Raw genomic sequence first — 26,138 nt, 5'->3', positions numbered from 1 at the left:
ATGAACGACCTGTCCCGCCAGGCAACACGCCTTGAGGCCATCGAAGGCAGCTACGACAAGTGGCTGCTGGGCGCGATCATCGCGCTCACGGGCATCGGCGTGGTGATGGTGGCGTCCAGCTCGATCGCTCTGATGAGCAGCCCGTTCTACTACCTCAACCGCCACCTGATCTTCCTGGCGGTGGGTATCGTGCTGGCGGTCGTTGCCGCCCGCACTGAACTGAAGTCCATCGAGCAGTACAACCAGATGCTGCTGCTGGGCTGCTTCGTGCTGCTGCTGGCGGTGTTCGCACCGGGCCTGGGCAGCACGGTCAACGGCGCACGCCGCTGGATCAATCTGGGCATCTCCAAGTTCCAGACGGTGGAAGCGGTGAAGGTGCTCTATATCGTCTGGCTGTCCAGCTACCTGGTGCGCTTCCGCGACGAGGTCAACGCGACCTGGCCGGCGATGCTCAAGCCACTGGGCGTGGCCGGTGCGCTGGTGCTGTTGCTGCTGCTGCAGCCGGACTTCGGTTCCTCGACCCTGCTGCTGGCGATCACCGCCGGCATGCTGGTGCTGGGCGGTGTGAACATGCCGCGCATGTCGATGCCGGTGATCATCGGCCTGGTCGGCATGAGCGCGCTGGCGATCATCGAGCCGTACCGCATGCGCCGCATCACCTCCTTCCTCGACCCGTGGGCCGACCAGCAGGGCGACGGCTACCAGCTGTCCAACGCGCTGATGGCCGTGGGCCGCGGCGAGTGGACCGGCGTTGGCCTGGGCAACTCGGTGCAGAAGCTGTACTACCTGCCGGAAGCACATACCGACTTCATCTTCTCGGTCACCGCGGAGGAGTTCGGCTTCCTCGGCACCTGCGTGATCGTGGCCCTGTACGCGCTGCTGGTCGGCCGCACGTTCTGGCTGGGCATGCGCTGCGTGGAAATGAAGCGCCACTTCTCCGGTTACATCGCCTTCGGCATCGGCCTGTGGATCAGCATGCAGACCTTCGTCTCGATCGGCGTGAACCTGGGCATCCTGCCGACCAAGGGCCTGACCCTGCCGCTGATCTCCTCCGGCGGTTCGTCGGTGCTGATGACCTGCGTGGCGATGGGCCTGCTGCTGCGCGTGTCCTATGAACTCAAGCGCGCCGAGCGTCGCCAGGCCGTGCGCATCGGCGGTGGCGACGAGGCCGTGGCCGATGCACCCGTGGACGCGCCGGCCGCACCGGCTGCGGCCAGCGTGCCGATGAGCGCCGAGCCGACGGCTGCCGCTGCAGCGAACGCCGCACGCGGTACCAGCCGCCTGCAGTCGCGCATCGAACCGACCTTCGGGAGGCTGTCATGAGCGCAGCCACCGATAACGTGCGCCCGGTGATGATCCTGGCCGGTGGCACCGGCGGTCACATCTTCCCCGGTCTGGCCGTGGCCCGCGTGCTGCGCGCCCGCGGCGTACCGGTCACCTGGATGGGCGCCGATGGTGCGATGGAAACCCGCCTGGTGCCGCAGCACGACATTCCGATCGACACGCTGGCCATCACCGGCCTGCGCGGCAAAGGCAAGCTGGCCCTGCTGGGCGCGCCGTGGCGGCTGATGCGCGCGCTGCGCGCGGCCGGCATGATCATCCGCAAGCGCCAGCCGCGTGCGGTGGTCGCCTTCGGTGGTTTCGCGTCCGGCCCGGGGGGCATGGCCACACGCCTGCACGGCCTGCCGCTGCTGGTGCACGAGCAGAATCGCGCTCCCGGCATGACCAACCGCATCCTGTCGCGCTATGCGCGCCGGCTGCTGACCGGCTTCCCGGGCACCTTCGCCAAGGGCGAAGAGTTCGTCGGCAACCCGGTACGTGCGGAGATCGCCGCCATCGCACCGCCGGAACAGCGTTTCGCTGACCGCCAAGGTCCGCTGCGCGTGCTGGTGGTCGGTGGCAGCCAAGGCGCGCGTGCGCTCAACACCGGCGTGCCGCAGGCGATTGCTGCGCTGGGCACGAGTGTGCCGGTGCAGGTTCGCCACCAGAGCGGCGAAAAGCTGCATGCCGAAGCGGTCGAGGCATATGCCAAGGCCGGCGTGCAGGCTGAAATCACGCCGTTCATCGCCGACATGGCCGAGGCCTTTGCCTGGGCCGATCTGGTGGTGTGCCGTGCGGGCGCTTCGACGCTGGCCGAGCTGTGTGCGGTGGGTGTCGGCAGCGTGCTGGTGCCTTTCCCCGCTGCCGTCGACGATCACCAGACCCGCAATGCGGAGTACCTGGTCGAGCGCGGCGCGGCGGTTTTGCTGAAGCAGGACGGAACGCTGGCCGACGGCATTGCCGCACTGCTGCGCGATCTGTCCGAAAATCCCGCCCGCCGCATGCAGATGGCGCGAGCCGCGCGTGCCCTGGCCAAGGTCGATGCCGCCGAGCGCATCGCCGATATCATTCTTGAGGAAGCTGTATGAAGAAGGCATGCCACCGCGCCTGCCCTGCGCGAGGCCGCGCATGATCCGTCGCCTGCACGACACCAACGACCTGGTGCGCGCGTTCCCGCGCGTGCATTTCGTCGGCATCGGCGGCACCGGCATGAGCGGTATCGCCGAAGTGATGCTGACGCTGGGCTATGAGGTGTCCGGCTCGGACAACGCCGACAACGTGGCGACCCGTCGCCTGGCCAGCCTGGGTGCGCGCATCATGCGCGGCCACTCCGCAGCCAACGTGCTGGGCACCGACTGCGTGGTGGTCTCCAGCGCCATCCGCGAAGACAACCCGGAACTGATGGAAGCGCGCAGCCAGCGCATTCCGATCATGCCGCGTGCGGCGATGCTGGCCGAGCTGATGCGCTTCCGCCGCGGCATCGCGGTGGCCGGTACCCATGGCAAGACCACCACCACCAGCCTCACCGCTGCAGTGCTGAGCGAAGGTGGCCTGGACCCGACGTTCGTGATCGGTGGCCAGCTGCTGGCTGCCGGCGCCAACGCCAAGCTGGGCGGTGGACAGTGGCTGGTGGCCGAGGCCGACGAAAGCGATGGCAGCTTCCTGCGCCTGAACCCGCTGATGTCGATCATCACCAACATTGACGCCGATCACCTGGAGAACTACGGCAACGACTTTGCCCGCGTACAGGCGGCGTTCGCCGAGTTCCTGCAGCGCCTGCCGTTCTACGGCCTGGCGGTGCTGTGCATCGACGATCCAGAAGTCGCGGCTCTGGCTGCCAAGACCCCGCGCCACGTGATGAGCTACGGCATGAGCCCGCAGGCCGACGTGCGCGCCGAGAACGTGGTGCAGGAAGGCTCGCGCATGCGCTTCACCCTGCGCCTGCCGCAGGGCACCAGCCAGGAAGTGGTGCTGGCGCTGCCGGGCAAGCACAACGTACTCAACGCGCTGGCCGCCGCTGCGGTGGGCTGGCAGCTGGGCGTGGCACCGGACGCGATCGCGCGCGCACTGGAAGGCTTCGCCGGTGTCGGCCGTCGCTTCAACGATCTGGGCGAAGTGACCACCGCCAGCGGCGCCAAGGTCCGCATCATCGACGACTACGGTCATCACCCGAGCGAGCTGGAAGCGGTGTTCGCCGCCGCCCGTGGTGGCTGGGCCGACAAGCGCCTGGTGGTGGCCTTCCAGCCGCACCGCTACAGCCGTACCCGCGACCAGTTCGACAAGTTCGCCGCGGTGCTGTCCAGCGTCGATGCACTGGTGCTGAGCGAGGTCTACCCGGCCGGCGAGGAACCGATTGCTGGTGCCGATTCGCATGCGTTGGCCCGCGCCATCCGTGCGCGTGGCCGCAGCGAGCCGGTGGTGGTGGGCAAGGCCGCCGAGCTGGCCAGCGTGCTGCCGGACGTGCTGCAGGACGGTGACCTGCTGCTGATGATGGGTGCCGGCGACATCGGTGCCGTGGCCACCCATATCGCGGTGGAAGGCTTCAAGGGGGAGGGCGAGGCGTGAGCGCGCTGACCTTCCCGCCGCTGCGCGTGACCGACCCGGCCGTGTTCGGCCGCGTCGCCGTGCTGCTCGGCGGCAGCTCCAGCGAACGCGAGGTGTCGCTGGACTCCGGCCGCAACGTACTGGAAGCGCTGCAGTCGCGCGGCGTCGATGCGTTCGCGGTGGATGGCATTCCGGCGCTGGCCAAGGCGCTCGCCGCCGGTGGCATCGATCGCGTGTTCAACATCCTGCATGGCCACAACGGTGGCGGTGAGGACGGCATCGTGCAGGGCCTGATGGACGCCTTCGGCGTGCCGTACACCGGCTCGAACGTGCTGGGCTCGGCGCTGAGCATGGACAAGATCCGCACCAAGCAGGTGTGGCTGTCGCTGGGCCTGCCCACCCCGCAGTACCGGAAGGTGGACGCGACCACGGTGCATGCACTGGCAGCCGAACTGGGCCTGCCGGTAGTGGTGAAGCCTGCCAATGAAGGCTCCAGCGTGGGTATCAGCCGGGTCACCGATGACGCCGGCCTCGATGAAGCCGTGGCGCTGGCCGCGCGCTACGACGGCCAGCTGCTGATGGAACAGATGGTGGTCGGCGACGAACTGACCGTGGCCATCCTCGGCGATGTCGCGCTGCCGTCGATCCGCATCGTGCCCAAGGGCCAGTGGTACGACTACAACGCCAAGTACGTCGCCGAAGACACCCAGTACCTGTGCCCGGGCCTGGACGGTGACGACGAAGAGGAAATCCGCCGCATCGCGCTGGCCGCGTTCCGTGCCGCCGGCTGCCGTGGCTGGGGCCGCGTGGACGTGATGCGCGACCGTGACAGTGGTCGCTTCTACCTGCTGGAAGTGAACACCGCGCCGGGCATGACCAGCCATTCGCTGGTGCCTAAGGCTGCACGCCAGGCCGGCATCGGTTTCGAGGAACTGGTGTGGCGCGTGCTGGAACAGACCCTGGAGGCATCGCACGCATGAACGCGCTGCTGCGCATCTTCGTCTGGCTGTTGGCGCTGTCGGTGGTTGCACTGCCGGTGGTGGCCGTGGTCAATGGCTGGGTCGGCGCCGAGCGCTGGCCGCTGGCGAAGCTGCGCGTGCACGGTGAGTTCAAGCGGGTGCCGGCCGAGCAGTTGCAGCAGGTGCTGCTGCCGTACGCGCATGCGGGCTTCTTCGCGGTCAAGCTGCAGGACGCGCAGGACGCCCTGGAGCAGCTGCCGTGGGTGGAAAGCGCGCAGGTGCGCAAGCAGTGGCCGGACGTGCTGGAAGTGACCCTGGTCGAGCACAAGCCGTTCGCGCGCTGGGGCAACGACCGCCTGGTTTCCGAGCAGGGCAAGTTGTTCCCCACGCCGAAGAAGCTGGCCGATCTGGCGCTGCCCGAACTGGATGGCCCCGACAGCCAGACCGAAGAAGTGATGAAGCTGTACAGCGACTCGCGTGCATTGTTCGCACCGGCCGGCGTCGACGTGCGGCGGGTGACGATGGATGCGCGCGGCAGCTGGTCGCTGGTGCTGAGCAACGGTACCGAAGTGGTGGTCGGCCGCGACGACGCGCGCTCGCGCATGCAGCGCTTCGTCAAGGTGCTGCCGCAGCTCAACCGCCAGGACGCGCCGATCGAGCGCGCCGACCTCCGTTACACCAATGGTTTCACGCTGAGCTGGGGTACCCCGGCCACGCCGGCGAAAACGCCGGCGACCCCAGCCAGCAGGACGCAGGAAAGGACATGAATCGCAAGGGTGACAAATCGCTGATCGTTGGCCTGGACATCGGCACCTCCAAGGTGGTGGCGCTGGTGGGCGAGTACTCGCCGGGCAACCCGATCGAAGTGATCGGCATCGGCTCGCACGAGTCGCGCGGGCTCAAGCGTGGCGTGGTGGTGGACATCGAATCGACCGTGCAGTCGATCCAGCGCGCGGTGGAAGAAGCCGAGCTGATGGCCGGCTGCGAGATCCGCTCGGTGTATGCCTCGATTTCCGGCAACCACGTGCAGTGCAAGAATTCGCCCGGCATCGTGCCGATCCGCGACGGCGAAGTGACCTGGGGCGACCTGGATCGCGTGCTCGATGCGGCCAAGGCCGTGGCGATTCCGGCCGACCAGAAGATCCTGCACGCGATCCCGCGCGAGTACGTCCTGGACGATTCGCAGGAAGGCATCCGCAACCCGGTCGGCATGACCGGCGTGCGCCTGGAAGTGCATGCCCACCTGGTGGTGTGCGCGCAGTCGGCTGCGGCCAACATCAGCAAATGCGTCCAGCGCTGCGGCCTGCAGGTGGACGACCTGGTGCTGTCCTCGCTGGCCTCCAGCGTGGCGGTGCTGACCGCTGACGAGCGCGAGCTGGGCGTGGTGCTGGTCGACATGGGCGCCGGCACCACCGATATCGCGGTGTTCGTGCAGGGCGCGATCTGCCACACGGCTTCGCTGCCGATCGCCGGCGACCACGTCACCAATGACATCGCGCACATGCTGCGCACGCCGACCCCGGAAGCCGAGCAGATCAAGGTGCGCTATGCCTGCGCCCTGGCCCAGCTGGCCACCGCCGAGGAAAGCATCCAGGTGCCGTCGGTGGGCGACCGCCCGCCGCGCCGCATGCCGCGCCATTCGCTGGCGCAGGCCGTGCAGGGCCGCTACGAGGAAATCTTCGAGATGGTGCAGGCCGAACTGCGCCGCTCCGGCTTCGAGGAACTGGTACGCGCCGGCATGGTGCTGACCGGTGGCGCTTCGAAGATGGAAGGCGTGGTCGAACTGGCCGAGGAAATGCTGCAGATGCCGGTTCGCGTGGGCATCCCGCAGCACGTCACCGGCCTGGGCGAAGTGGTGGGCAACCCGGTGCATGCCACCGGCGTGGGCCTGCTGCTGATGGGCAGCCAGATCGAGCACCCGCGGCGGCCGTCGCTGCCGACCGGGCGCGCTGGAAGCATGTTCAAGAAACTCAAGACCTGGTTCCGCGGCGAGTTCTGACGCGGAACCCGTAACACCGGGCATCGCCCGGGCGCAGCACCCGCAGTACCCGTAGCACAACGCAACACCGGCAACACACAACCCACACAGCCGCAACGTCGGCATGCAGCAGGACGGCAGGACGCCCGAATGCCCATGCCAGCCAAAGCGGATACAACGAGGACACGGACATGGCGCATTTTGAACTGATCGAAAAGATGGCACCCAATGCGGTGATCAAGGTGGTTGGCGTGGGCGGCGGCGGCGGCAATGCCGTGGCGCACATGGTCAACTCGGCGGTGGACGGCGTGGAATTCATCACCGCCAACACCGACTCGCAGGCCATCAAGAATTGCGGTGCCAAGCTGCAGCTGCAGCTGGGTACCAACGTGACCAAGGGCCTGGGCGCAGGCGCGAACCCGGAAGTCGGCCGTCAGGCCGCGCTGGAAGACCGTGAGCGCATCATGGACGCGCTGCAGGGTGCGGACATGGTGTTCATCACCGCCGGCATGGGCGGTGGTACCGGCACCGGCGCTGCGCCGGTGGTGGCACAGCTGGCCAAGGAAATGGGCATCCTGACCGTGGCCGTGGTCACCAAGCCGTTCCCGTTCGAAGGCCGTCGCCGCATGCAGGTGGCGCTGAAGGGCATCGAGGAACTGAGCCAGCACTGCGACTCGCTGATCACCATCCCGAACGAGAAGCTGATCACCGTGCTGGGGCGCAACGCGACCATGATCCAGGCCTTCCGTGCCGCCAACGACGTGCTGCAGGGCGCCGTGCAGGGCATCGCCGACCTGATCGTGCGTCCGGGCCTGATCAACGTCGACTTCGCCGACGTGCGCACCGTCATGTCCGAAATGGGCCTGGCGATGATGGGTACCGGCACCGCCCGTGGCGATGACCGCGCCCAGGCCGCCGCCGAAGCCGCGATCCAGAACCCGCTGCTGGACGATGTGAACCTGGCCGGTGCCAACGGCATCCTGGTCAACATCACCGCCGGCGCCGACTTCACCATGGCCGAGTTCGACGAGATCGGCCGCACCATCGATGGCTTCGCTTCCGAGGACGCCACCGTGGTGGTCGGTACCGTGCTGGATCCGGACATGCAGGACGAAGTGCGCGTGACCGTGGTCGCTACCGGCCTGAACCGCGTGTCGGCCAGCAAGACCCAGCGTCCGGGCGAGCGTGCGCCGATCAAGCTGGTCCGCAATGCCACCACCGGCCAGCCGGAATTCGGTGACTTCGACAACGGCGGCGACGCCGTGTCCAAGGCCGTGGGCGGCATGGGTCTGGGCCTGCGTCGCGCCAGCAGCGATACCGCGGCAGCCTCCGCTCCCTCGGCCCCGGCCGCTTCGGCCCCGGCGGCGGCGGAACTGCCGAACGATTACCTGGACATCCCGGCGTTCCTGCGCCGCCAGGCGGACTAAGCGGGGCGCCCGGGGCTTGTCCTCCCCGGGTTGCGCCACCATGTCCTGAAAACGCGGGCGCCGGGCCAGGATGGGCCCGGCTGCCCTGCTTCACGCGCGTCCCCGCGGCGTGCCGGTGCGTCCTGCCGGCAGCCTTCACTGGCGTTTCAGCCAGGGTAGGGGAGGGCGCGTGTTAATCTAATGTGTCACTTCCGGCCCATCCCCCATGATCCAGCAACGCACCCTCAAGAACACGATCCGCGCCACCGGCGTTGGCCTGCACAGCGGTGACAAGGTCTACATGACCCTGCGCCCGGCACCGGTCAACCATGGGATCGTGTTCCGTCGCGTGGACCTGGACCCGGTGGTGGAAGTGCCGGCCAAGGCCGAACTGGTCACCGAAGTGACCCTGTGCACCGGCCTGACCTGCAACGACGCCAAGATCCAGACCGTCGAACACCTGATGTCGGCGCTGGCCGGCCTGGGTGTGGACAACATCATCGTCGAACTGTCCTCGGCCGAGCTGCCGATCATGGACGGTTCGGCCGGCCCGTTCGTGTTCCTGCTGCAGTCGGCAGGCATCGTGGAACAGGACGCGCCCAAGCGCTTCATCCGCGTGCTGAAGACCGTGGAAGTGACTGAGGGCGACAAGGTGGCCCGCTTCAGCCCGTACGAGGGCTACAAGCTGGGCTTCACCATCCAGTTCGATCACCCGATGATCCCGGCCAAGCAGTCGCGCCAGGAAATCGAGTTCTCGACGCTGGCCTACACCAAGGAAATCTCCCGCGCGCGCACCTTCGGTTTCATGCGCGACCTGGAATACATGCGCGAGCGCAACCTGGGCCTGGGCGGTTCGATGGACAACGCCATCGTGCTGGACGAGTTCCGCGTGCTCAACGAAGACGGCCTGCGCTACGCCGACGAGTTCGTGCGCCACAAGATCCTCGACGCGATCGGCGACCTCTATCTGGCCGGTGGCCAGGTGCTGGGTGCCTACGAAGGCTTCAAGTCCGGTCACGCCCTCAACAACAAGCTGGTGCGGGCGCTGATGGCCGACGCCACCGCCTGGGAATGGGTCAGCTTCGACTCGCCGGCCACCCCGGACCCGGTGGAATATGCCACTCCGGCCTACGCCTGATTCCTGTAGATCGTTGAATTGAAAGACAAAAGCGCCGCCTTCCAGGGCGGCGTTGTCGTTTCAGGCGTGTCCGGCGCATTCAGCATGCTTGACGCGCGTCAAGGCCGGTTCGAGGTCACGGTTTTGTGAACCTGTTGGATCGGAAGCCTGAATTTAACGCAGTTTTAACAACAATCTAACGACAGGCCCCCGGATGGCAGCTAGGATGCGACCCGGCCCCCGAAATGTTTCACGCCGTGGTGACACGCGCGACGGGGAGCGGAGCCGGATGCTCCGTTGTCGTCAGGACCGCTTCTTCGGCTTCGAAGGAACGTCCTGCAGGCAAGCCAAGGCGTCGCGTAGCCCTTTGTGCGTGGCGGCTGAAACTGCGTGGGGTCCATTCCGGTTGTCGAGCGCTGGGGAGCGCGTGGGAGTGGGAGACGCAGTCTTGATGGTCACCCTGGTGGCCTTCAGCCCGATGGAACGGGCCGCGTCGAGCAACTGGGCTTCGGCAAGCCGCAACTTGGCATGCCAGACCGGGGACTCGACGAGAAAAACGAGGTGTTCCCCGTCCACATTGGCCAGCCGGCAACGGCTGCGCAGAGGTGGCGGCAACTGGGGGCGCAACTGACGGTCCAGCGCGTCGAGCCACAAGGCACGCCGCAGCGGGTTCCCGCTTTTGTCCGCCATCACCGCATCCAGCGCCGGCTTCGGCACTGACGCGGGGCGAACGCTGGATTTCGGCTCAGACATGAAAACTCACTGATGGCATTCAAAAAGATCGTAATCAAAACGCGTGAAGGACAGGCCAAAGCGTCGCCGATCGCGCGTTTGCGGTTCTATTTCGAGGACCGCCCCCGCGCCCTGCTGGGCAGCGTGCTCGGGGTAGGCTGCATTATCGGCCTTGCCGGCGGCATTGGCGCCAGCGCGCTGAATGATTCCCGCCTGCAGGCCAAGGTCGAGCGCCAGGATGCAGAGCTGGCCAAGGTCAAGCGCGATGCGCAGACCCAGGTCAACGCGCTGGCGGCCCGCCTCGGCGAGCTGCAGGCCCAGGCCACCCGCCTCAACGCCCTCGGCGAACGGCTGACCCAGATGGGCAAGCTGGAAGACGGCGAGTTCGACTTCAACGAGACCCCCGGTCTCGGTGACGGCGACGCCGGCGGCCCGACCAGCGACATCCCGGTCAAGGACGTCAACGCCGACTTACAGGTGCTGGAGCAGCGCTTCGCTGCTTCAGGCCGCCAGTTGTCGGTGATGGAATCGCTGATGTTCGACCACCAGCTGCAGCAGAACGCCGTGCCGTCGCGCATGCCGATCCGCAACAGCTACGTGACCTCCGGTTTCGGCACCCGTGCCGACCCGTTCGGCCGCGGTGCCGCCACCCACAAGGGCATGGACTTCCACGCCAGGGTCGGTGACCCGGTGATGGCCGTGGCCGAAGGCGTGGTCAGCTTCTCCGGCGTGAAGGGCGGCTACGGCAACGTGGTCGACGTCGACCACGGTAACGGCTACGTCACCCGCTACGCGCACAATTCGCGCCTGGTGGTGAAGGTCGGCGACCTGGTCCGTGCCGGGCAGGAAGTGGCCAAGGCCGGTTCCACCGGTCGTTCGACCGGCGCTCACGTGCACTTCGAGGTGTGGGAGAACGGCAACGTGGTCAACCCGCGCAAGTTCCTCGGCGACGGCGGCAACACGCCGGTCGGCCGCGTCAGCCGCGGCTGATGCCCCATTGGGGTGCCGGCTGCCGTCGGCACTACCGCCCCCGGAGTACGGGGGCAGCGCCGTAGGCGCGGGGGTGTGGAGGCGAGGTAAGTGGGGCCCACGGTTCGCGCAGCGAAGCGTGGGAGCGCCAGCGCGCATGCGCTGACGCGTACCCGGCCAGCGGCCGGCACTACCGGGAGTGTTCGGATGCCATTGCCGCCAAAGGGTTGAAACCCCTTGCGGCCGTCCCAAGCTACAATGGGTGTTGCCATCGACAGGGCGCCAGGCGCCCTGTTTCGTTTGCGGCGGACGGATCCCAAGGGGGAGGCCGGGCGTCGTGTCCATCCAACCCGGTTCCTTCAATGATCAACAGCCTGCTTACCCGCGTATTTGGCAGTCGTAACGAACGACAGCTGCGCCAGCTCAACCGCATCGTCGCCAAGATCAATGCGCTGGAGCCGGAGATCGAGAAGCTTTCCGACGAGCAGCTTCAGGCCAAGACGCCGGAGTTCAAGCAGCGCATCGCCGACGGTGAAGCCCTGGACAAGGTGCTGCCAGAAGCGTTCGCGGTCTGCCGCGAAGCCGGTCGCCGCGTGCTGGGCATGCGCCACTACGACGTGCAGCTGATCGGCGGCATGGTGCTTCACCTGGGCAAGATCGCAGAAATGCGCACCGGTGAAGGCAAGACCCTGGTGGCGACCCTGCCGGTGTACCTCAACGCGCTGGAAGGCAAGGGCGTGCACGTGGTCACCGTGAACGACTACCTGGCGCGCCGCGACGCCGCGCAGATGGGCAAGCTGTACAACTGGCTGGGCCTGAGCGTGGGCGTGGTGTACCCGGGCATGCCGCACAGCGACAAGCGCGAAGCCTATGCCTCGGACATCACCTACGGCACCAACAACGAATTCGGCTTCGACTACCTGCGCGACAACATGGCGCTGTCCAAGGCCGACCGCTACCAGCGCGGCCTGCACTACGCCATCGTCGACGAAGTCGACTCCATCCTGATCGACGAAGCGCGTACCCCGCTGATCATCTCTGGACCGGCCGACGATTCCCCGGAGCTGTACATTCGCGTCAACCGCGTCGTACCGAACCTGGTCAAGCAGGAAGCGGAAGACGGCGAAGGCGACTTCTGGGTCGATGAGAAGGGCAAGCAGGTGCACCTGTCCGAAGCGGGCATGGAGCACGCCGAGCAGCTGCTGGTCGAGGCCGGCATCCTCGACGGCGAGACCGAAGGCCTGTACGCGCCGCAGAACCTGACCGTGGTCCACCACCTCAACGCCGCGCTGCGCGCGCACGCGATCTACCAGCGTGACGTGGATTACATCGTGCGCGATGGCGAAGTGGTCATCGTCGATGAGTTCACCGGCCGCACCCTGTCCGGCCGCCGCTGGTCCGATGGCCTGCACCAGGCGGTGGAAGCGAAGGAAGGCGTGCCGGTCCAGCGCGAGAACCAGACGCTGGCGAGCATCACCTTCCAGAACCTGTTCCGCATGTACAAGAAGCTGTCCGGCATGACCGGTACGGCCGATACCGAAGCCTTCGAGTTCCAGAGCATCTACGGCCTGGAAGTGGTGGTGATCCCGACCAACCGCCCGACCATCCGCAAGGACAGCCCGGACCAGGTGTTCCTGAACCGCAAGGGCAAGTTCAATGCGGTGCTGGCCGACATCGAAGAGTGCGCCAAGCGTGGCCAGCCGGTGCTGGTGGGTACCACCTCGATCGAAACCTCGGAAATGCTGTCCGAGCACCTGCGCAAGGCCGGCGTGAAGCACGAAGTGCTCAACGCCAAGCAGCATGACCGCGAAGCGACCATCGTCGCCAATGCCGGTCGTCCGGCCGCGGTCACCATCGCCACCAACATGGCCGGTCGTGGTACCGACATCGTGCTGGGCGGTTCGCTGGAAGCGGAAATCCACGAGCTGGGCGAAGGCGCGACCGACGAACAGAAGGCCGCGGTCAAGGCCGATTGGCAGAAGCGCCACGAGGCCGTCAAGGCTGCCGGCGGCCTGCACATCGTCGGTACCGAGCGCCATGAATCGCGTCGTATCGACAACCAGCTGCGTGGCCGTTCCGGCCGCCAGGGTGACCCGGGTTCGTCCCGCTTCTACCTGTCGCTGGAAGACAACCTGATGCGCATCTTCGCCTCCGACTGGGTGCAGAAGGCCATGCGCATGATGGGCATGAAGGAAGACGACGTCATCGAGGACCGCCTGGTCAGCCGCCAGATCGAGAAGGCGCAGCGCAAGGTCGAGGCCCACAACTTCGACATCCGCAAGAACCTGCTGGACTTCGACGACGTCAACAACGACCAGCGCAAGGTGATCTACGCACAGCGCGATGAACTGCTGGACGCCGAGTCGGTGAAGGACAACGTCGACGGCATCCGCGACGACGTGATCTTCGACGTGGTGGCCCGCTTCGTGCCGCCGAACTCGATCGACGAGCAGTGGGACCTGCGTGGCCTGGAAGCAACCCTGGAGTCGGACTTCGGCCTGCAGATGTCGCTGACCGACCTGGTCAAGTCGCACGAAGAGCTGGACGCCGAAGCCATCGCTGCCAAGGTGCAGGAGCGCGTCAACCAGCACTTTGCCGAGAAGGAAGCCGGTGTCGGTGAGGAAACCATGCGCGCGCTGGAGAAGCACGTGATGCTGACCGTGCTGGACCAGAGCTGGAAGGAGCACCTGGCGCGCATGGACTACCTGCGCCAGGGCATCTACCTGCGTGGTTACGCGCAGAAGCAGCCGAAGCAGGAATACAAGAAGGAAGCCTTCGAGCTGTTCTCGGACATGCTGGAGAACGTCAAGCGCGAAGTGGTGACCCTGCTGTCGCGCGTGCGCATCCGCAGCGACGAGGAAGTGCAGGCGCTGGAAGCGGCCGAACGCCAGCAGGCCGAAGCGCGCCTGAGCCAGTCGCAGTTCCAGCACCAGGACGTGGGCGGCTACAGCGCCGACGAGGAAGCCGCGCAGGTGCAGGCTGCCCAGCAGGGCATTGCACAGGCGCAGCGCGATGAGCCGAAGATCGGCCGCAACGATCCATGCCCGTGCGGCAGTGGCAAGAAGTACAAGCACTGCCACGGCCAGCTGAGCTGACCCCGAAGAGCCCCGCGAAAGCGGGGCTCTTTTTTCATGGCGGCTGTTTCGTGGGGCTGATCCGGCCCGATCCGAGATTGCGCGGGCCGCCCTGTTCTGGGCATGCTTCCCCCATGGCTCCCCCCACCCGATCGATCCACGTCGTGGCCGCCGTCATCACCGACGCCCGTGGCCGCGTGCTGCTCAACCGTCGTACCGAGAACCGCGACATGGCCGGCCTGTGGGAGTTCCCCGGCGGCAAGCGCGAATCCGGCGAGACCTCCGAGCAGGCGTTGGTTCGCGAGCTGCGCGAGGAGCTGGGCATCGAAGCCGATGTCGGCGAATGGCTGATGGATGTGCCGCAGCGCTACCCGGACAAGTACCTGACCCTGGAAGTGCGCCACGTGCGCAGCTGGAAGGGGACGCCACGTGGCCGCGAGGGTCAGGCCATTACCTGGGTGGCGCCGGACAAACTGGGTCGCTATTCGATGCCACCGGCCGACCTGCCGGTGGTGGCCGCGCTGCGCCAGCCCGACAGCTACCTGATCACCCCGGCGCCGGCCGATGATGAGGGCGGCATGCAGCATTGGCATGAACAGCTGCAGCGTGTGGTGGCGGCGGGCCAGCAGCGCATCCAGCTGCGGTTGCCGACGGCACATCCGCAGCGCCAGGCGATGGTCGAACAGGCCGTGCGCACGCATCGTCGCAGCGGGGTGCAGTGGCTGCTCAACCGCGATATCGAACGCGCGCGCGTACTGGGCGTTGGGGTGCACCTGGGCAGCGAGCAGCTGCTGGAGTTGTCGCAGCGTCCGCTGCCCGAAGGCCAGCTGGTGGCCGCGTCCTGCCATGACCTGCAGCAGCTGCAGGCCGCACAGCGGTTGGGCTGCGACTTCGCCGTGCTGGGCCCGGTGCAGGCCACGGCCAGCCATCCCGATGCCGTGCCGCTGGGCTGGAACGCGTTCGCCGAGCTGCGCGCGCAGGTGTCACTGCCGATCTATGCGCTGGGCGGCATGGGCCGCGGTCACATCGCCGAAGCGCGCCGCCATGGCGGGCAGGGCATCGCCGCCATCCGCGCGCTGTGGCCGGAGTAAGGCTGCTTCGCTCGCCGGGCATGGCCCGGCGCTACCGTGTGGGATGGAGGCAGTAGATCCACGCCATGCGTGGATGGATGCTCGCGATCACAGCGTGATCCAGAAACACCCGTATTGCCGTCGCAACCCCAGCACCGTCGAAGCGCGCGACGCGCTGCCGGGCAGGGTCTGCTCCAGGCGCAGGCCGATGGGATGCCGCGCCACAGAGGCCACAGGGTCGAATCCCAACGCGGCAGGGCTCTGATCCTCATCCTGCGATTGCGGCAGCGCCTGTGACGGATACACCGGCACCACGTCCACCAGGGGCCGCCGCGCCAAGGATTCCAGCTGGCCGAGGATGCGCTGCGCGCCCGCATCGGAAACCGCGCCCCACAGATACAGTGAGGACAGCCGATTCACATCGTTGCTGACGATGCCGACGCGCAGCGCGTCCACCAGTTCACTCAGCCGCCGCGGGCAGCGTGCCCCCAGGGTGTCGCGCTGCAGGGTATTGCCGGCGGGCGCAGGCGGTGGCAACCGCGACCGCGCGCCCAGGCTGTCGCAGGGCCGGTCGGTGTAGACGCTTTGGCCCTGGGCATCGGTGCAGCGGTTCAGGCGTGTGGACTGTGCGTGGGCGACGCTCGACAGCACGCACAGCGGCAGCAGCAACAGCAGGAAGGAAAGCCGGATCATCCTCGCAGGGTAGCGCCGATCACGCTTGCGCGCCGTGCTTTCAGCCCTGCAGCAGCTTCAGCACCGAAGTGGTCGGCTTGGCCAGGTTCAAGGTGTAGAAGTGCAGGCCGGGTGCGCCGCCTTCGATCAGGCGCTGGCACAGCTTGGCCACCACTTCAGTGCCGAATGCACGCACCGACTCTGCATCATCGCCATAGGCCTGCATCTTGCGGCTGATCCAGCGCGGGATCTCCGCACCGCACTGTTCGGAGAAGCGGCGCAGCTGGCTGAAGTTGGCGATCGGCATGATGCCGGGCGTGATCGGTACCTGCACGCCCAGCCGCCGCACTTCGTCGACGAAATGGAAGTAGGCATCGGGGTTGAAGAAGTACTGGGTGATCGCCGCATCGGCACCGGCGTCGATCTTGGCCTTGAAATGCTTCAGGTCGGCCAGTGCGTCGGAAGCCTGCGGGTGCGTTTCGGGGTACGCGCCCACTTCGATATGGAACGCATCGCCGTGCTCGGCGCGGATGAAGTCGATCAGTTCGGCGGCATAGCGCATGTCACCGGGGAAACCCATGCCCGACGGCAGATCGCCGCGCAGCGCGACCAGGCGGCGGCAGCCGATGGCGCGATACAGCTTGAGCAGCTCGCGGATTTCCTGACGGGTGCCGCCGACGCAGGACAGATGCGGTGCGGCATCGAAGCCATGGTGCTGGTTGAGATGGCGCACGGTCTCGGAGGTATAGCTCAGGGTCGAGCCACCGGCGCCGAAGGTACACGACACGTACTCGGGACCGTAGTCCTTCAGCCTGGCCGCGGCGCGGTCCAGCTGGCTGCGCTGTTCGTCGGTCTTGGGCGGATAGAACTCGAAGCTGATGGCGGTCATGGCACGGGCGGCAGCGGCGGGTGCGGATTAGTATATCGCTTCATCAAGATGGATGTTGTCAATTTCTGCGGGCGTATATCGTCAGCCGCCTGCGACCGTTCGCCCCGGCGATCGGCCGTTGCTCCGGAATCGCAACCGGGGGCGCTGGACCGACGGCACGCTGATCCCATCCCGGCACCACCCACCTGATGAAGGAGCAGACGATGAAGATCTTCCTGGCACTCTGGTACGCAATGAAGGCGCTGGCCCGGCTGGCGATGATCGGCATGGCGATGGCCGTGCTCGGCTCCGGTTCCGCGCATGCCGCCACTGACTCGACCGCCGGCAAGGTGCAGGTCGAGGTGGTCGGCAAGGGCCGACCGCTGTTGATGATTCCCGGCCTCAACAGCAGCGCCGAGGTGTGGCGCGAGACCTGCCTGGCCCTGAAGGATGTGCAGTGCCATCTGGTGCAGCTGCCCGGCTTTGCCGGTGCGCTCGCGGCCGATCCGCGCCCGGTCGAGTTCCTGCCGGCGATGCGCGGGCAGCTGCTGGCCTACCTGCATGACCAGCATCTGGGGCCGGTGGTGGTGGTTGGCCACAGCCTCGGTGGCCTGCTGGGCCTGCAGATGGCGCAGGCCGAGCCGAAGGCGGTCAGCGCGCTGGTGGTGGTTGACGCCCTGCCATTCCTGCCGGCCGCGCGTGACCCGAAGGCCACCGCTGACAGCGTGCGGCCGGTGGCCGACCAGCTGCGCAAGGGCATGCTGGCCGCCGACGCCGCGCAATGGCAGGCGCAGTTGAAGGCGGGCCTGCCGGGGATGACCCGCGATACTCAGCGCCAGGCCGAACTGGGCCGCTGGGGCGAAGACAGCGATCGCCAGACCACGGCCGATGCCATGCATGCGGTGATGACCACTGACCTGCGTGACAGCATTGCCTCGATCACCGCACCGACGCTGGTGCTGGGCAGCTGGGCCGGCTACCAGCCGATGGGTGGCACCGAGGACGGCACCCGGGCGGTGTTCCAGGCGCAGTACGCGAAACTGCAGGGCGTACAGATCGCGATGAGCGCGCAGGGTTTCCACTTCCTGATGTGGGATGATCCGCGCTGGTTGCAGGAACAGGTGCAGGCCTTCCTCGACCGTCACCACTGAGTTTCAACACGCCTCGGAATGGACATGCCGGATTCCTCCTCGACGGTACGCTTCTGGCTGCTCAATGCGCTGGTATGGGCGCTCTATGGCGTTGCCGGAATCGGCCTGCGCCAAGCCTATTTCAGCGATGCCGGAAGCGCAGGCGTGTTGATCACACTGGGCCTGGCGTTGGCCCTGTTTGGATGCAGCGGTGCCATCCGTGCGCTGGCGCTGCGTGCCGACTGGTGGGCGCGCGGTACGGCCGGGCTGTTGCTGCGGCTGGCGCTGTCGGTGGCATTGGGCGCGGCAGTGGCGCAGCTGCTGGTGAACATCGCGCTGCACTCGGCGCTGGCCTGGAACTGGGTGAGCCTGGGGCGGCAGACGGCCGACTTCAGCCCCAAGGCGCTGCTGCTCTACTGGTACACCACTGCGGTGATGCTGGCCCTGTGGGCAGCGCTTTGGGCAAGCCTGCACAGCCTGCGCCGGATACGCGGGGCGGAACTGGCCCGCCTGCGCGCCGAAGCCGAGCGCAGTGCGCTGGAACGCGATGCGCTGCGTGCGCGGCTCAACCCGCACTTCATGTTCAATGCGCTGAACAACCTGCGTGCGCTGATCCTGGAAGATCCTGAGCGTGCGCGCGACATGGTCACCCGCCTGTCGCGCACGCTGCGCCAGGCGCTGGCGCACAACCGCAGCGAGCAGGTCACGCTGGCCGAGGAACTGGCGGTGGTCGACGACTATCTGGCCATCGAGGCCATCCACTTCGAGCAGCGCCTGCAGGTGCGGCAGCAGATCGATGCCGATGCCATGCAGGCGCAGCTGCCTGCGATGGCGTTGCAGCTGCTGGTGGAGAACGCGATCAAGCACGGCATCGCCAGCCGCCCCGGCGGCGGCGAGGTGCAGATCCGTGCCACGCTGGACAATGACGTGCTGCGCCTGCAGGTGGACAATCCGCTGGGCAGCGCCAACGAGCCCACCCCTGGGCATGGCGTCGGCCTGGCGTACCTGCGTGCGCAGCTCGGTACGCAAGGTCGTTTCACCCTGCAGCCGGTCGGCGACCGCATGCAGGCCCTGCTGGAGATTCCGCAATGAGTGGCGTGCTGCGCGTATTGATCGTTGATGATGCGCGGCTGGCGCGGCAGGAGCTGCACACGCTGTTGTCGGCGCTGCCGTGGGTGCAGTGCGTGGGCGAGGCCGACGATGTGCCGGCCGCGCGCGAGGCGATCGCCACACTGGCGCCGGACCTGGTGCTGCTGGATGTGCAGATGCCCTCCGGCAGTGGCTTCGATGTGCTGGACGGGCTGGAGACGGTGCCGGCGGTGATCTTCGTTACTGCCTACGACACCTACGCGGTGCGCGCGTTCCAGGCCAACGCGCTGGACTATCTGGTGAAGCCGGTCGAGGCACCGCGCTTGTTGGAAGCGTTGCAGCGGGCGCGCCAGCGCGAGGTGGTGGCGGGCGAAACGCCGGAGCCGCGCAGCACGCTGGGCGCGCAGGACCAGGTGTTCGTGCGCGAGGGCGAACGCTGCTGGTTCGTGGCGGTCTCGGAGATCCGCCGGCTGGTGGTGGATGGCAACTACACGCGGCTGTGGTTCCGCGACCAGAACGCGTTGCTGACCCGCAGCCTGAGTGCGCTGGAAGCACGCCTGCCGCCGGATCTGTTCTTCCGTGCCAACCGCAACACGCTGGTCAACCTGCGCCGCATCCGAGGCGTGACGCCCAGCATCGCTGATGGTTATGACCTGGCACTGGACGACGGCAGCGAGGTGGAGGTGTCGCGCCGGCAGGCGCGGGAGCTGCGCGAGCGGATGGCGTTGTAGCTGCCGCTACCGCTCGGCACTGACGGGGCTGGACCGCCGGAGGCGCTTCATGCCTCGGCTGGCTGCCCCCTCAAGCGGGCCATCACCCCGCCACCGCCGTGCTGGATGACCAGTTCGAGCCCGTAGTGGCTGCACAGTCGCCGCATGATATCCAGGCCCAGACCGTTGCCCTCGCTGCCATCACGCTTGTCGAATGGCCGCGGCTCGGGCCAGTTGCCAAGGAAGGGCGAAGCACCTGCCGTGTTGTGCACCAGCAGCTGAGCGTCCTGCCATGCAATCAGGACCTGGCCCTGCGCGGTATGCGCGAACGCATTGCCGACCAGATTGGCCAGGACTACGCGCAGGGCCGCCTCGGGCGCGCGCAGCGTGGCCCCGTCGGGCACAGTCAGCTGTACCTCGACCGGCCGTGCAGCCAGCAACGGAGACTGCTCGATGATCACCCGTTCCAGCAGCGGCACAAGTTTGACCGGCGGAGCGCCGTGGCTGGCGGTTTCCTCGCGAGCCAGCGCCAGCAGCGCCGCAATGGCCTGCTGCAGCTGCAGTGCCGAAAGACGGATATGCTGCACATGCTGGCGGCCACGCTCGGACAGGCCCGACTCGCTGGCCAACTGGCCTGCCGCACTGGAGATGACGCTCAAGGGTGTGCGCAGTTCGTGGCTGGCATCGCGCGTGAACGCGTGTTCGCGGGCAACGAAGGCAGCGACGCGTGCGGACAATCCATCCAGGGCGCGCGCGAGCACGCCAATCTCGTCATCGTCGAAACGTGCTGCCAGGCGCACGCCGGGGCCTGGTTCCGGCTGCAGCGCTTCAACCTCCTCGACCAGCGCGTAGAGCGAGCGTGTGCTGCGATGGGCGAGCCAGATGCCGAGGACGATCGCCGCGATCAGGACCAGCAGTGCTGTGCCGGCAAGCAGCATTACGACCCGATCGCGGATCGGCCGGACCACCAGTTGCGCACTGACCTCCGAAACAAGCCAAGCAGGGCGGGCGCCGGCCGGGGGATCGATTCGCTTGAGATGGTAGTGCCGACCATCGACACCCGCGAACTCCGAGCGCCACGGTTCCTTTGCGAACTCGCTGCGCAGATCGTCGGGGAAGGTAGAGGGTGAACGATGCAGCTGGATTGCGGCATCGGCAGGTGTACGCCAGTCCCCTTCGAGCGCGTGCCAGGCGAGCTGAGCCCGTGCTTCACGGTCCAGTTGGGCGTTGAAGATGCTGTCTTCCACCACATACATGAACACCAGCGAGTAGGTGCCGAACACCATGGCGGTGAACAGCGCGAAGGCTGTGAATGTGATCAGCAGTCGACGGCGCAGGTGCTGGGTGGGCCGCGGTTTCATGGCGAAGCTTCCAGACGGAAGCCGACACCGTGGACGGTGCGCAGCATCTCGCCTTCGAACGGCCTGTCCAGTACCTGCCGCAACAGGTACAGATGCGAGCGCAGCGGATCGGAAGGAGGTGCTTCATCCCCCCACAGGCGTTGAACGAGCTCGCTGCGGGTGACGGTTCGCGGCCAGGCCTCGGCCAGTACGAGCAGGATGCGCTGCGGAACCTGTGCCAGCTCCAGCAGCAATCCCGCGCGCCAGGCCTGGCCGCTGCGGCGGTCGATGCTCAACGGTCCAATCTGCAGGAGGTTCGGTTGACCCACGCGATGGCGGCGGGCGAGGGCGAGACAGCGGGCGAGCAGCTCGGCATCGTCGAAGGGCTTGACCAGATAGTCATCCGCGCCCGCAGCGAAGCCCTGCAGCTTGTCGTCGATCGCATCGCGTGCGGTCAGCATCAGGATGGGGACGTGCCGATCACTGCACTCGCGCAACCGACGGCAGACCGTCGTACCATCGGTGCCCGGCAACCCGATATCGAGCAGCAGCACATCCGGCGGTGACGCCAGCGCCAACTGCAGCCCGACGTGTCCGCCAGCGGCGAAATCGACCAGATGGCCATGCGCCTGCAGCATGTCGATGATGGCCGAGGCCAACGGCAGGTTGTCTTCAATCAACAGCAGGCGCAGGCGCTCGGCGTCCATGGTCAGGGCTGCATGCGGGCCAGGAGAGCGTTAGCTTCGTCCAGACCGGGCTGCTTTTCCAGCACAGCCAGTACCTGCGAACGGGCCAGATCGGTCCGGCCCAGGCGCCAGTGCGCTTCTGCCATCGCGACCTGCAGCCTCGGCTCGTCCATATGCGGGCTGGCCAGCTGCATGATGGACAGCGCGTCGGCGGTTGCAGTGGCGTCCTTTGCTGCTTTCAGCTGGTAGAAACCCAGCATGCCGATCAGCTCGACGTGATGGTCGGACGGGCGCTGCGCCAGTATCTGCGCCGCCTGACCATCACGCTGCTGCAGGTGCTGCTCCACCAGCGCCATGCTGCGCTCATCGCGCCATGCCTGGCGTGCCAGTGGCACACGCCCGCTGGCGCGCACGAAGGCGTCAGCCAGTGCGGCGGTCGAGAACGGGTTCTGACCGGTCAGCAGGCGTCCATCGACTACGACCTTGGGCATCATCAGCGGTGCCTCCTGCCAGCGTGCGCCCAGCTCGCGCATGCGCGGTTCAAGCTGGAACGCGAACTCCTTCGCCCAACGTTTGCCGAACAGTGCTTCTTCTTCTTCCGTGAATCCGGTCATGGCGCGGCCTTCCACCATGGCCCGGCCATCGGGAAGGCGAACACCCACCAGTGCGGCCGGACCATGGCATACCGCCGCGACCAGTCCACCCTGCTGCCAGATTCCGGCAATCGTGGCATGCAGGGCCTTGTCGGCCGGAAGGTCGAACATGGCACCCTTGCCGCCGATCACCAGGACGCCCTGGTAGTCGCTGGCACGCAGTTGTGCAGTGGGCACGGTCGCGGCAAGCTTGCCCATGGCCTGGGAATCGGCAAGGACAGCTGCGTTGAAGGCCTCGGAGGGGTTGTACTTGTCAGCCTCGACGGCGCCGCCACGCGGACTTGCCACGTCGATGTCGAAGCCGTTCTGCTTGAGGATGAGCCAGGCCTGGGCGAATTCGTCCATCTCGAAGCCCGGACGGGTCTTCCCTTGGTCCCGGCCTTCGCTGCTGACGACGAGCAGCACGCGCGATGGTGCGGCAGACGCGGAGGATGGGGCCATGGCAGGGAGGAGAAGGACGGCCAGCAGGCCGGACAGCAGGGGGGAGCGGAAGCGGTTCATGCAGGACTCTCCGGGAGATGTGCGCGCACTGTGGCCGGCAAATGTGAAGCAGACTTCAAGCGCATCGACGGTTACCCTGAGGGCCTGTTCTCGTTCGTGCATGCCATGTCCATCGTCCTCACCGACTTCGCCCGTCCCCGCCTGTTCCCGCGCGTGCCGCGTGGCAACACCATCCAGGACTGTACTGCCGAGCAGTTCGAGGCGCACCTCAATGCGCACGCGCCGCTGAAGGTGCTCGACGGCTACGCGCCGTTCTGCAAGTTGTTCGTCTACGAGAACTGGACCAGCACGCGTTGCCTGACGGTGCCGGTCACCGAGGCCAACCGCCACCAGCTGCGCAGCGGCTACGAGGCGCGCAACCGCGAGGAACTGCCGGTGCTGGTGCGCTGGTTCGAGGGCGTGGAGTCGCCGCGCGCGAACTATCTGGTGGTGATCCTGTATAGCGCCGAGCAGCTGGCGAAGGAAGGTTCACCGATCGAGGCCGACTGGGGCATCGTCGGCTGCATCTATACCGCCGAACCGGAAGAAGTGCCGATGGCACCGATCACCATGATGCGCAATGCGCTGGGCGTGGAGGAGGGTGGTTCGGGTGTGCCGCTGGACCGGGAGGCCTACCAGCGCTCGGTGGCGTTCTGGGAGAACAACGCCAACTGGCGGCCGTGAGCCCACGCTGCGGCCGGACAGTCGGCATGTGAACAGGGAAGTTTGCAGCGGGGCGCTACCATGGCGGTGAATCAACGCAGGGAGCACAGGGATGGATGTTCGCAGTTGGATGCCGTTCGCATGGGTCGCCGCAGGCCTGCTGGCCGCGTGTGAGGGCTCTGCAGCAAAATACGATGCAGGCGCTGCCTGTGGGGCCCTGTCCGACGTGACGCCGATCCGTGATGCCGACGTGGGTTCACTGCAGGCGCAGGCAACGTCGGGGCGCTGCACGTTCCATGTGGAAGCGGATGACGCTGCAGCGCTTTCGCGTCAGCAGTTGTTGCTGCAGAGCGTGTCGGCGATCGCCTGTGGTGCGCCAGCCACCACCCGGCCTTCGCAAGGGGCTGCAGGCTTCGACCTGGAGATGCCTGCACGTTGCCCACTCTCTTCCAGCACGCCCTTGATTGCCCGGGAAGGAGGCTGGCACCAGCGGCGACTTTCGTCGGTCCCGACGTATCCTGCGGCCGCCATGCGCGAGGCCCAGCAGGGAGGTGTCGAGCTGATGCTGCTGCTGGATGCGCAGGGCAAGACCCAGGCGATCATCCTGTCCCGATCCAGCGGCTACCCGCTGCTCGATGCGGCGGCGCTCAAGCACGCGCGTGACTGGCGCTACGAGCGTGAAGCGGCAGGCAAGGCACCAAGCATGAGCCTGATACGCGGCACGGTCACGTTCAAGCTCAACTAAGGCGTCTGCAGGGCGGGCTCGGGCTTCCACTCCCACCAGGTGTAGTGGTATTCGCGCTCGGTCGCGCTCCATTGCTGCGCGCAGCAGGTGCACGTCAGCCGGTAGCATTCGCCCCAGCCGTCCTCCGCTTCGCCCCGTGCACGCAGCTGCACGTGACCTTGTTGCAGCAGCGGCTCGGGGCTGAAAAACACATAGGATGGGTAGAGCGCGCACAGGCAGCCTTCGTGTGCCTGCCAGTAGCGCAGCCGTTGCAGGGCCGCCTTGAGGTGCGCCTGGTTGCTGATCAGCATGCCGCCAAGGGCGATGCCTTGGCAGCTGCGTTCGATCGTATCCACATGCGCGACCAGCGCGTCCAACGATGAGGCGCTGAACAGCCGAGCGACCGTACGCGCGGCATCGTTGATGCGCGTTGCATCGCGCGAAAGCAGGTCCTGCAGCAGCACATCGGCCTGTGCATCGTCGAGCCGGGGTATCGGCGCTGCAGACCAGGGCCAGCGCATCAGCGTGACTTGCCGATGGCAGCGTAGTGGCCGGCAGTCAGTCGCAGCAGGTCGGTCGGCGCCAGTTCCACTTCCAGGCCACGGCGTCCGGCGCTGACATGCAGCGCGGGCAGCGCTTCGGCACTGGCATCCAGGAAGGTGCGCAGGCGCTTCTTCTGTCCGAGCGGGCTGATGCCGCCGACCAGGTAACCGGTCGCGCGCTGTGCGGCGTCTCCAGCAGCCATCTCGCATTTCTTGCAGCCGGCCGCTTCGGCCAGCGCCTTCAAGTCCAGCTGGCCGGCCACCGGCACGATCGCCACCAGCAGTTCGTGTGTCTCGGTGCTGGCCAACAGGGTCTTGAACACCTGGGCCGGGTCGAGGCCGAGCTTGTCGACGGCTTCGCCGCCATACGATTCGGCGTGGGCGTCGTGCACGTAGCTGCGCACGGTGTGGGCGATCTTCTCGCGCTTGAGCAGGTTGATGGCCGGAGTCATGGGTGAATCGTAGCGCGGGGTGGGGGAGTTGCCTTGACCGAGGCTACTACCAGGCGCAGCGCGGTGATAATGGACGGTAGACACTGCCTGGACATCGAACATGCGCGCTCCGCAATGCCTTCATGACCTGACCCTGGATGCTGAACCGTGCGCGGGACCGTACCCGCCGCAGGGCTTCTGGCCGGTCGCCGAAGGCGCACTGGGGAATGGCGATCTGTTTGGTCTGTACTGGCCGCTGGGGCGCGAAGCTGAGCCGCCGGTGGTCTGCGAGATGTTCCATGACGAAGGGCGCATGGTCTTCAGCCATTCCTCGCTGGACGCCTTCGTCCGGTGGCTGGATGCCGGTGGCGGGTGGGACGGTGACGATGAAGATCGCGATCCACCCGAGCACGAGGTTGCAGATGCGGATTCGCCGTTGCTTCTGGTTGAGCGCGCGCAGCGGCATGTGCAGGCCGGTGCACCGGCTGAAGCCATCGTGCTGCTGGAAGATGCCTGCAGCCGCTTTCCCGAGCTGCAGCGGGCATGGGCCATGCTGGCAGGGCAGCAGATGCGCCTGGGGCAGCACGCGGCGGCTGTGGCGTCGGCGCGTGCGGCGGTCCTGGCGAACTGGGCATTCGGCATTCCCGAGCCCGGTGTACTGCGGATTCTGCGTGCAGCCGATGCGGCCGGCGATCCTGTGCTGGCGATGGCCCAGCAGATGGGGTTTGCTTTCGGTGGCGCCAAGACCAACCCGGACTATGCCGTGATGCAGGCCTGCATCGAACGCTGTTGGGAGGCGGGTGACACGATGGCGGCGCTGCGCCTGAGCCAGAATCGCTGCTATGCGCTCAGCGCCGAGACCGTTTCATTCCAGCAGCGCGAGGGATTCGATTTGGCTTGCTGGCAGAGCGACTTCGTCGCGCAGTGCCAGAGCGCGCTGCAGGATGATCGGCAGCACATGTAGCGCCACGACCACCTGCT

Annotated in this window: 24 protein-coding genes and 1 pseudogene; 17 read left to right on the top strand and 8 right to left on the bottom strand. The window is 66.9% G+C overall.

Going from position 1 to position 26,138, the window contains the following annotated elements; all coding sequences use genetic code 11:
* The 8 genes and pseudogenes from ftsW (at nucleotide 1) to lpxC (ending at nucleotide 9,345) form a co-directional block, all read left to right on the top strand.
* Nucleotides 1-1,323 (top strand): putative lipid II flippase FtsW, encoded by a 1,323-nt coding sequence (gene ftsW, locus V3B46_RS13805; protein WP_049399807.1) that lies wholly within the window; start codon nucleotides 1-3, stop codon nucleotides 1,321-1,323.
* The gene (gene murG / locus V3B46_RS13800) at nucleotides 1,320-2,408 is read left to right on the top strand and encodes an undecaprenyldiphospho-muramoylpentapeptide beta-N-acetylglucosaminyltransferase (RefSeq protein WP_329892161.1); all 1,089 of its coding nucleotides are present in this window, start codon (nucleotides 1,320-1,322) and stop codon (nucleotides 2,406-2,408) included. The genes ftsW and murG overlap by 4 nt, the downstream gene beginning before the upstream one ends.
* A 40-nt stretch (nucleotides 2,409-2,448) precedes the next feature.
* A complete protein-coding gene (gene murC, locus V3B46_RS13795) occupies nucleotides 2,449-3,885 on the top strand; it encodes a UDP-N-acetylmuramate--L-alanine ligase (protein WP_012510048.1) in 1,437 nt (478 codons plus the stop codon).
* On the top strand, nucleotides 3,882-4,844 hold the full coding sequence (locus V3B46_RS13790) for a D-alanine--D-alanine ligase (protein WP_329892160.1): 963 nt from the start codon (nucleotides 3,882-3,884) through the stop codon (nucleotides 4,842-4,844). The genes murC and V3B46_RS13790 overlap by 4 nt, the downstream gene beginning before the upstream one ends.
* A pseudogene (locus tag V3B46_RS13785) lies at nucleotides 4,841-5,518 on the top strand (cell division protein FtsQ/DivIB); the annotation flags it as partial. The gene V3B46_RS13790 and the pseudogene V3B46_RS13785, both read left to right, overlap by 4 nt.
* Before the next feature lie 68 nt (nucleotides 5,519-5,586).
* Nucleotides 5,587-6,822, top strand: a complete 1,236-nt coding sequence (gene ftsA, locus V3B46_RS13780; RefSeq protein WP_005408083.1) for a cell division protein FtsA — start codon at nucleotides 5,587-5,589, stop codon at nucleotides 6,820-6,822.
* A 170-nt stretch (nucleotides 6,823-6,992) separates the two neighbouring features.
* Nucleotides 6,993-8,228, top strand: coding sequence for a cell division protein FtsZ (ftsZ, locus tag V3B46_RS13775; protein WP_043397963.1), 1,236 nt, complete (start codon nucleotides 6,993-6,995; stop codon nucleotides 8,226-8,228).
* A 205-nt stretch (nucleotides 8,229-8,433) separates the two neighbouring features.
* A complete protein-coding gene (gene lpxC / locus V3B46_RS13770) occupies nucleotides 8,434-9,345 on the top strand; it encodes a UDP-3-O-acyl-N-acetylglucosamine deacetylase (RefSeq protein ID WP_005408085.1) in 912 nt (303 codons plus the stop codon).
* Nucleotides 9,346-9,627: 282 nt separating this feature from the next.
* On the opposite strand, the gene V3B46_RS13765 is transcribed toward lpxC, so the two are convergent.
* Complete coding sequence (locus V3B46_RS13765; RefSeq protein ID WP_005408086.1) at nucleotides 9,628-10,077, bottom strand: DciA family protein; 450 nt, start codon at nucleotides 10,075-10,077, stop codon at nucleotides 9,628-9,630.
* Between the two features lie 12 nt (nucleotides 10,078-10,089).
* Here V3B46_RS13765 and V3B46_RS13760 point away from each other — a divergent pair, with 12 nt between their 5' ends.
* From V3B46_RS13760 to V3B46_RS13750, 3 genes are all read left to right on the top strand, one after another.
* Nucleotides 10,090-11,046, top strand: a complete 957-nt coding sequence (locus V3B46_RS13760) for a M23 family metallopeptidase (RefSeq protein ID WP_107432410.1) — start codon at nucleotides 10,090-10,092, stop codon at nucleotides 11,044-11,046.
* Nucleotides 11,047-11,387: 341 nt separating this feature from the next.
* The gene (gene secA / locus V3B46_RS13755) at nucleotides 11,388-14,120 is read left to right on the top strand and encodes a preprotein translocase subunit SecA (RefSeq protein ID WP_032129708.1); all 2,733 of its coding nucleotides are present in this window, start codon (nucleotides 11,388-11,390) and stop codon (nucleotides 14,118-14,120) included.
* 113 nt (nucleotides 14,121-14,233) lie between these two features.
* Nucleotides 14,234-15,190, top strand: a complete 957-nt coding sequence (locus V3B46_RS13750) for a Nudix family hydrolase (protein ID WP_329892159.1) — start codon at nucleotides 14,234-14,236, stop codon at nucleotides 15,188-15,190.
* Between the two features lie 87 nt (nucleotides 15,191-15,277).
* Here V3B46_RS13750 and V3B46_RS13745 read toward each other — a convergent pair whose 3' ends face one another.
* Nucleotides 15,278-15,862, bottom strand: a complete 585-nt coding sequence (locus V3B46_RS13745; RefSeq protein ID WP_329892158.1) for a DUF4124 domain-containing protein — start codon at nucleotides 15,860-15,862, stop codon at nucleotides 15,278-15,280.
* 40 nt (nucleotides 15,863-15,902) lie between these two features.
* A complete protein-coding gene (metF, locus tag V3B46_RS13740) occupies nucleotides 15,903-16,730 on the bottom strand; it encodes a methylenetetrahydrofolate reductase [NAD(P)H] (RefSeq protein WP_049399801.1) in 828 nt (275 codons plus the stop codon).
* A gap of 203 nt (nucleotides 16,731-16,933) precedes the next feature.
* Here metF and V3B46_RS13735 point away from each other — a divergent pair, with 203 nt between their 5' ends.
* The 3 genes from V3B46_RS13735 to V3B46_RS13725 are packed head-to-tail and all read left to right on the top strand — an operon-like array spanning nucleotide 16,934 to nucleotide 19,659.
* A complete protein-coding gene (locus tag V3B46_RS13735; RefSeq protein WP_329892157.1) occupies nucleotides 16,934-17,860 on the top strand; it encodes an alpha/beta fold hydrolase in 927 nt (308 codons plus the stop codon).
* 24 nt (nucleotides 17,861-17,884) lie between these two features.
* Nucleotides 17,885-18,931 carry a sensor histidine kinase gene (locus V3B46_RS13730; protein WP_049425075.1) on the top strand — a complete coding sequence of 349 codons (1,047 nt, stop codon included), beginning with the start codon at nucleotides 17,885-17,887 and terminating at the stop codon, nucleotides 18,929-18,931.
* Nucleotides 18,928-19,659 (top strand): LytR/AlgR family response regulator transcription factor, encoded by a 732-nt coding sequence (locus V3B46_RS13725; protein WP_329892156.1) that lies wholly within the window; start codon nucleotides 18,928-18,930, stop codon nucleotides 19,657-19,659. Before V3B46_RS13730 ends, V3B46_RS13725 begins: the two co-directional genes overlap by 4 nt.
* Nucleotides 19,660-19,706: 47 nt before the next feature.
* Here V3B46_RS13725 and V3B46_RS13720 read toward each other — a convergent pair whose 3' ends face one another.
* From V3B46_RS13720 to V3B46_RS13710, 3 genes are read right to left on the bottom strand one after another with little or no spacing between them, the layout of a single operon-like run.
* Entirely contained in the window at nucleotides 19,707-20,999 is a 1,293-nt protein-coding gene (locus V3B46_RS13720; RefSeq protein ID WP_329892155.1) for a sensor histidine kinase, read from the bottom strand.
* Nucleotides 20,996-21,685: a response regulator transcription factor gene (locus V3B46_RS13715; protein WP_032129701.1), complete on the bottom strand. Its 690-nt coding sequence runs from the start codon at nucleotides 21,683-21,685 to the stop codon at nucleotides 20,996-20,998. The genes V3B46_RS13720 and V3B46_RS13715 overlap by 4 nt, the downstream gene beginning before the upstream one ends.
* A 2-nt stretch (nucleotides 21,686-21,687) precedes the next feature.
* On the bottom strand, nucleotides 21,688-22,818 hold the full coding sequence (locus V3B46_RS13710) for a type 1 glutamine amidotransferase domain-containing protein (protein ID WP_329892154.1): 1,131 nt from the start codon (nucleotides 22,816-22,818) through the stop codon (nucleotides 21,688-21,690).
* 105 nt (nucleotides 22,819-22,923) lie between these two features.
* Between V3B46_RS13710 and V3B46_RS13705 the strand changes: the two genes are divergently transcribed.
* Entirely contained in the window at nucleotides 22,924-23,481 is a 558-nt protein-coding gene (locus V3B46_RS13705) for a DUF3228 family protein (RefSeq protein ID WP_075675355.1), read from the top strand.
* A gap of 91 nt (nucleotides 23,482-23,572) precedes the next feature.
* Nucleotides 23,573-24,205: an energy transducer TonB gene (locus V3B46_RS13700; RefSeq protein WP_329892153.1), complete on the top strand. Its 633-nt coding sequence runs from the start codon at nucleotides 23,573-23,575 to the stop codon at nucleotides 24,203-24,205.
* Here the strand turns inward: V3B46_RS13700 and V3B46_RS13695 are convergent.
* Nucleotides 24,202-24,705 (bottom strand): hypothetical protein, encoded by a 504-nt coding sequence (locus V3B46_RS13695; RefSeq protein ID WP_329892152.1) that lies wholly within the window; start codon nucleotides 24,703-24,705, stop codon nucleotides 24,202-24,204. The two genes, V3B46_RS13700 and V3B46_RS13695, sit on opposite strands and share 4 nt — an antisense overlap.
* A complete protein-coding gene (ybaK, locus tag V3B46_RS13690; RefSeq protein WP_106467086.1) occupies nucleotides 24,705-25,178 on the bottom strand; it encodes a Cys-tRNA(Pro) deacylase in 474 nt (157 codons plus the stop codon). Before ybaK ends, V3B46_RS13695 begins: the two co-directional genes overlap by 1 nt.
* A 100-nt stretch (nucleotides 25,179-25,278) precedes the next feature.
* On the opposite strand from ybaK, the gene V3B46_RS13685 reads away from it, so the two are divergent.
* Nucleotides 25,279-26,121 carry a tetratricopeptide repeat protein gene (locus V3B46_RS13685; protein ID WP_329892151.1) on the top strand — a complete coding sequence of 281 codons (843 nt, stop codon included), beginning with the start codon at nucleotides 25,279-25,281 and terminating at the stop codon, nucleotides 26,119-26,121.
* The last annotated feature ends 17 nt before the right edge of the window (nucleotides 26,122-26,138 follow it).

The sequence above is a fragment of the Stenotrophomonas sp. SMYL11 genome, from assembly GCF_036320005.1.
In the GTDB taxonomy this organism is placed as follows: Bacteria; Pseudomonadota; Gammaproteobacteria; order Xanthomonadales; family Xanthomonadaceae; genus Stenotrophomonas; species Stenotrophomonas maltophilia_A.
The sequence above is the reverse complement of the archived record's forward strand: the minus strand, read 5'-3'. Positions and strand labels throughout refer to the sequence as shown.

Bases quoted from the DNA above. Each gene is read 5' to 3' on its own strand.
- ftsW (WP_049399807.1), top strand. From the start codon at position 1: ATGAACGACCTGTCCCGCCAGGCAACACGCCTTGAGGCCATCGAAGGC.
- murG (WP_329892161.1), top strand. From the start codon at position 1,320: ATGAGCGCAGCCACCGATAACGTGCGCCCGGTGATGATCCTGGCCGGT.
- murC (WP_012510048.1), top strand. From the start codon at position 2,449: ATGATCCGTCGCCTGCACGACACCAACGACCTGGTGCGCGCGTTCCCG.
- ftsA (WP_005408083.1), top strand. From the start codon at position 5,587: ATGAATCGCAAGGGTGACAAATCGCTGATCGTTGGCCTGGACATCGGC.
- ftsZ (WP_043397963.1), top strand. From the start codon at position 6,993: ATGGCGCATTTTGAACTGATCGAAAAGATGGCACCCAATGCGGTGATC.
- lpxC (WP_005408085.1), top strand. From the start codon at position 8,434: ATGATCCAGCAACGCACCCTCAAGAACACGATCCGCGCCACCGGCGTT.
- V3B46_RS13765 (WP_005408086.1), bottom strand. From the start codon at position 10,077: ATGTCTGAGCCGAAATCCAGCGTTCGCCCCGCGTCAGTGCCGAAGCCG.
- V3B46_RS13760 (WP_107432410.1), top strand. From the start codon at position 10,090: ATGGCATTCAAAAAGATCGTAATCAAAACGCGTGAAGGACAGGCCAAA.
- secA (WP_032129708.1), top strand. From the start codon at position 11,388: ATGATCAACAGCCTGCTTACCCGCGTATTTGGCAGTCGTAACGAACGA.
- V3B46_RS13750 (WP_329892159.1), top strand. From the start codon at position 14,234: ATGGCTCCCCCCACCCGATCGATCCACGTCGTGGCCGCCGTCATCACC.
- V3B46_RS13745 (WP_329892158.1), bottom strand. From the start codon at position 15,862: ATGATCCGGCTTTCCTTCCTGCTGTTGCTGCTGCCGCTGTGCGTGCTG.
- metF (WP_049399801.1), bottom strand. From the start codon at position 16,730: ATGACCGCCATCAGCTTCGAGTTCTATCCGCCCAAGACCGACGAACAG.
- V3B46_RS13735 (WP_329892157.1), top strand. From the start codon at position 16,934: ATGAAGATCTTCCTGGCACTCTGGTACGCAATGAAGGCGCTGGCCCGG.
- V3B46_RS13730 (WP_049425075.1), top strand. From the start codon at position 17,885: ATGCCGGATTCCTCCTCGACGGTACGCTTCTGGCTGCTCAATGCGCTG.
- V3B46_RS13725 (WP_329892156.1), top strand. From the start codon at position 18,928: ATGAGTGGCGTGCTGCGCGTATTGATCGTTGATGATGCGCGGCTGGCG.
- V3B46_RS13720 (WP_329892155.1), bottom strand. From the start codon at position 20,999: ATGAAACCGCGGCCCACCCAGCACCTGCGCCGTCGACTGCTGATCACA.
- V3B46_RS13715 (WP_032129701.1), bottom strand. From the start codon at position 21,685: ATGGACGCCGAGCGCCTGCGCCTGCTGTTGATTGAAGACAACCTGCCG.
- V3B46_RS13710 (WP_329892154.1), bottom strand. From the start codon at position 22,818: ATGAACCGCTTCCGCTCCCCCCTGCTGTCCGGCCTGCTGGCCGTCCTT.
- V3B46_RS13705 (WP_075675355.1), top strand. From the start codon at position 22,924: ATGTCCATCGTCCTCACCGACTTCGCCCGTCCCCGCCTGTTCCCGCGC.
- V3B46_RS13700 (WP_329892153.1), top strand. From the start codon at position 23,573: ATGGATGTTCGCAGTTGGATGCCGTTCGCATGGGTCGCCGCAGGCCTG.
- V3B46_RS13695 (WP_329892152.1), bottom strand. From the start codon at position 24,705: ATGCGCTGGCCCTGGTCTGCAGCGCCGATACCCCGGCTCGACGATGCA.
- ybaK (WP_106467086.1), bottom strand. From the start codon at position 25,178: ATGACTCCGGCCATCAACCTGCTCAAGCGCGAGAAGATCGCCCACACC.
- V3B46_RS13685 (WP_329892151.1), top strand. From the start codon at position 25,279: ATGCGCGCTCCGCAATGCCTTCATGACCTGACCCTGGATGCTGAACCG.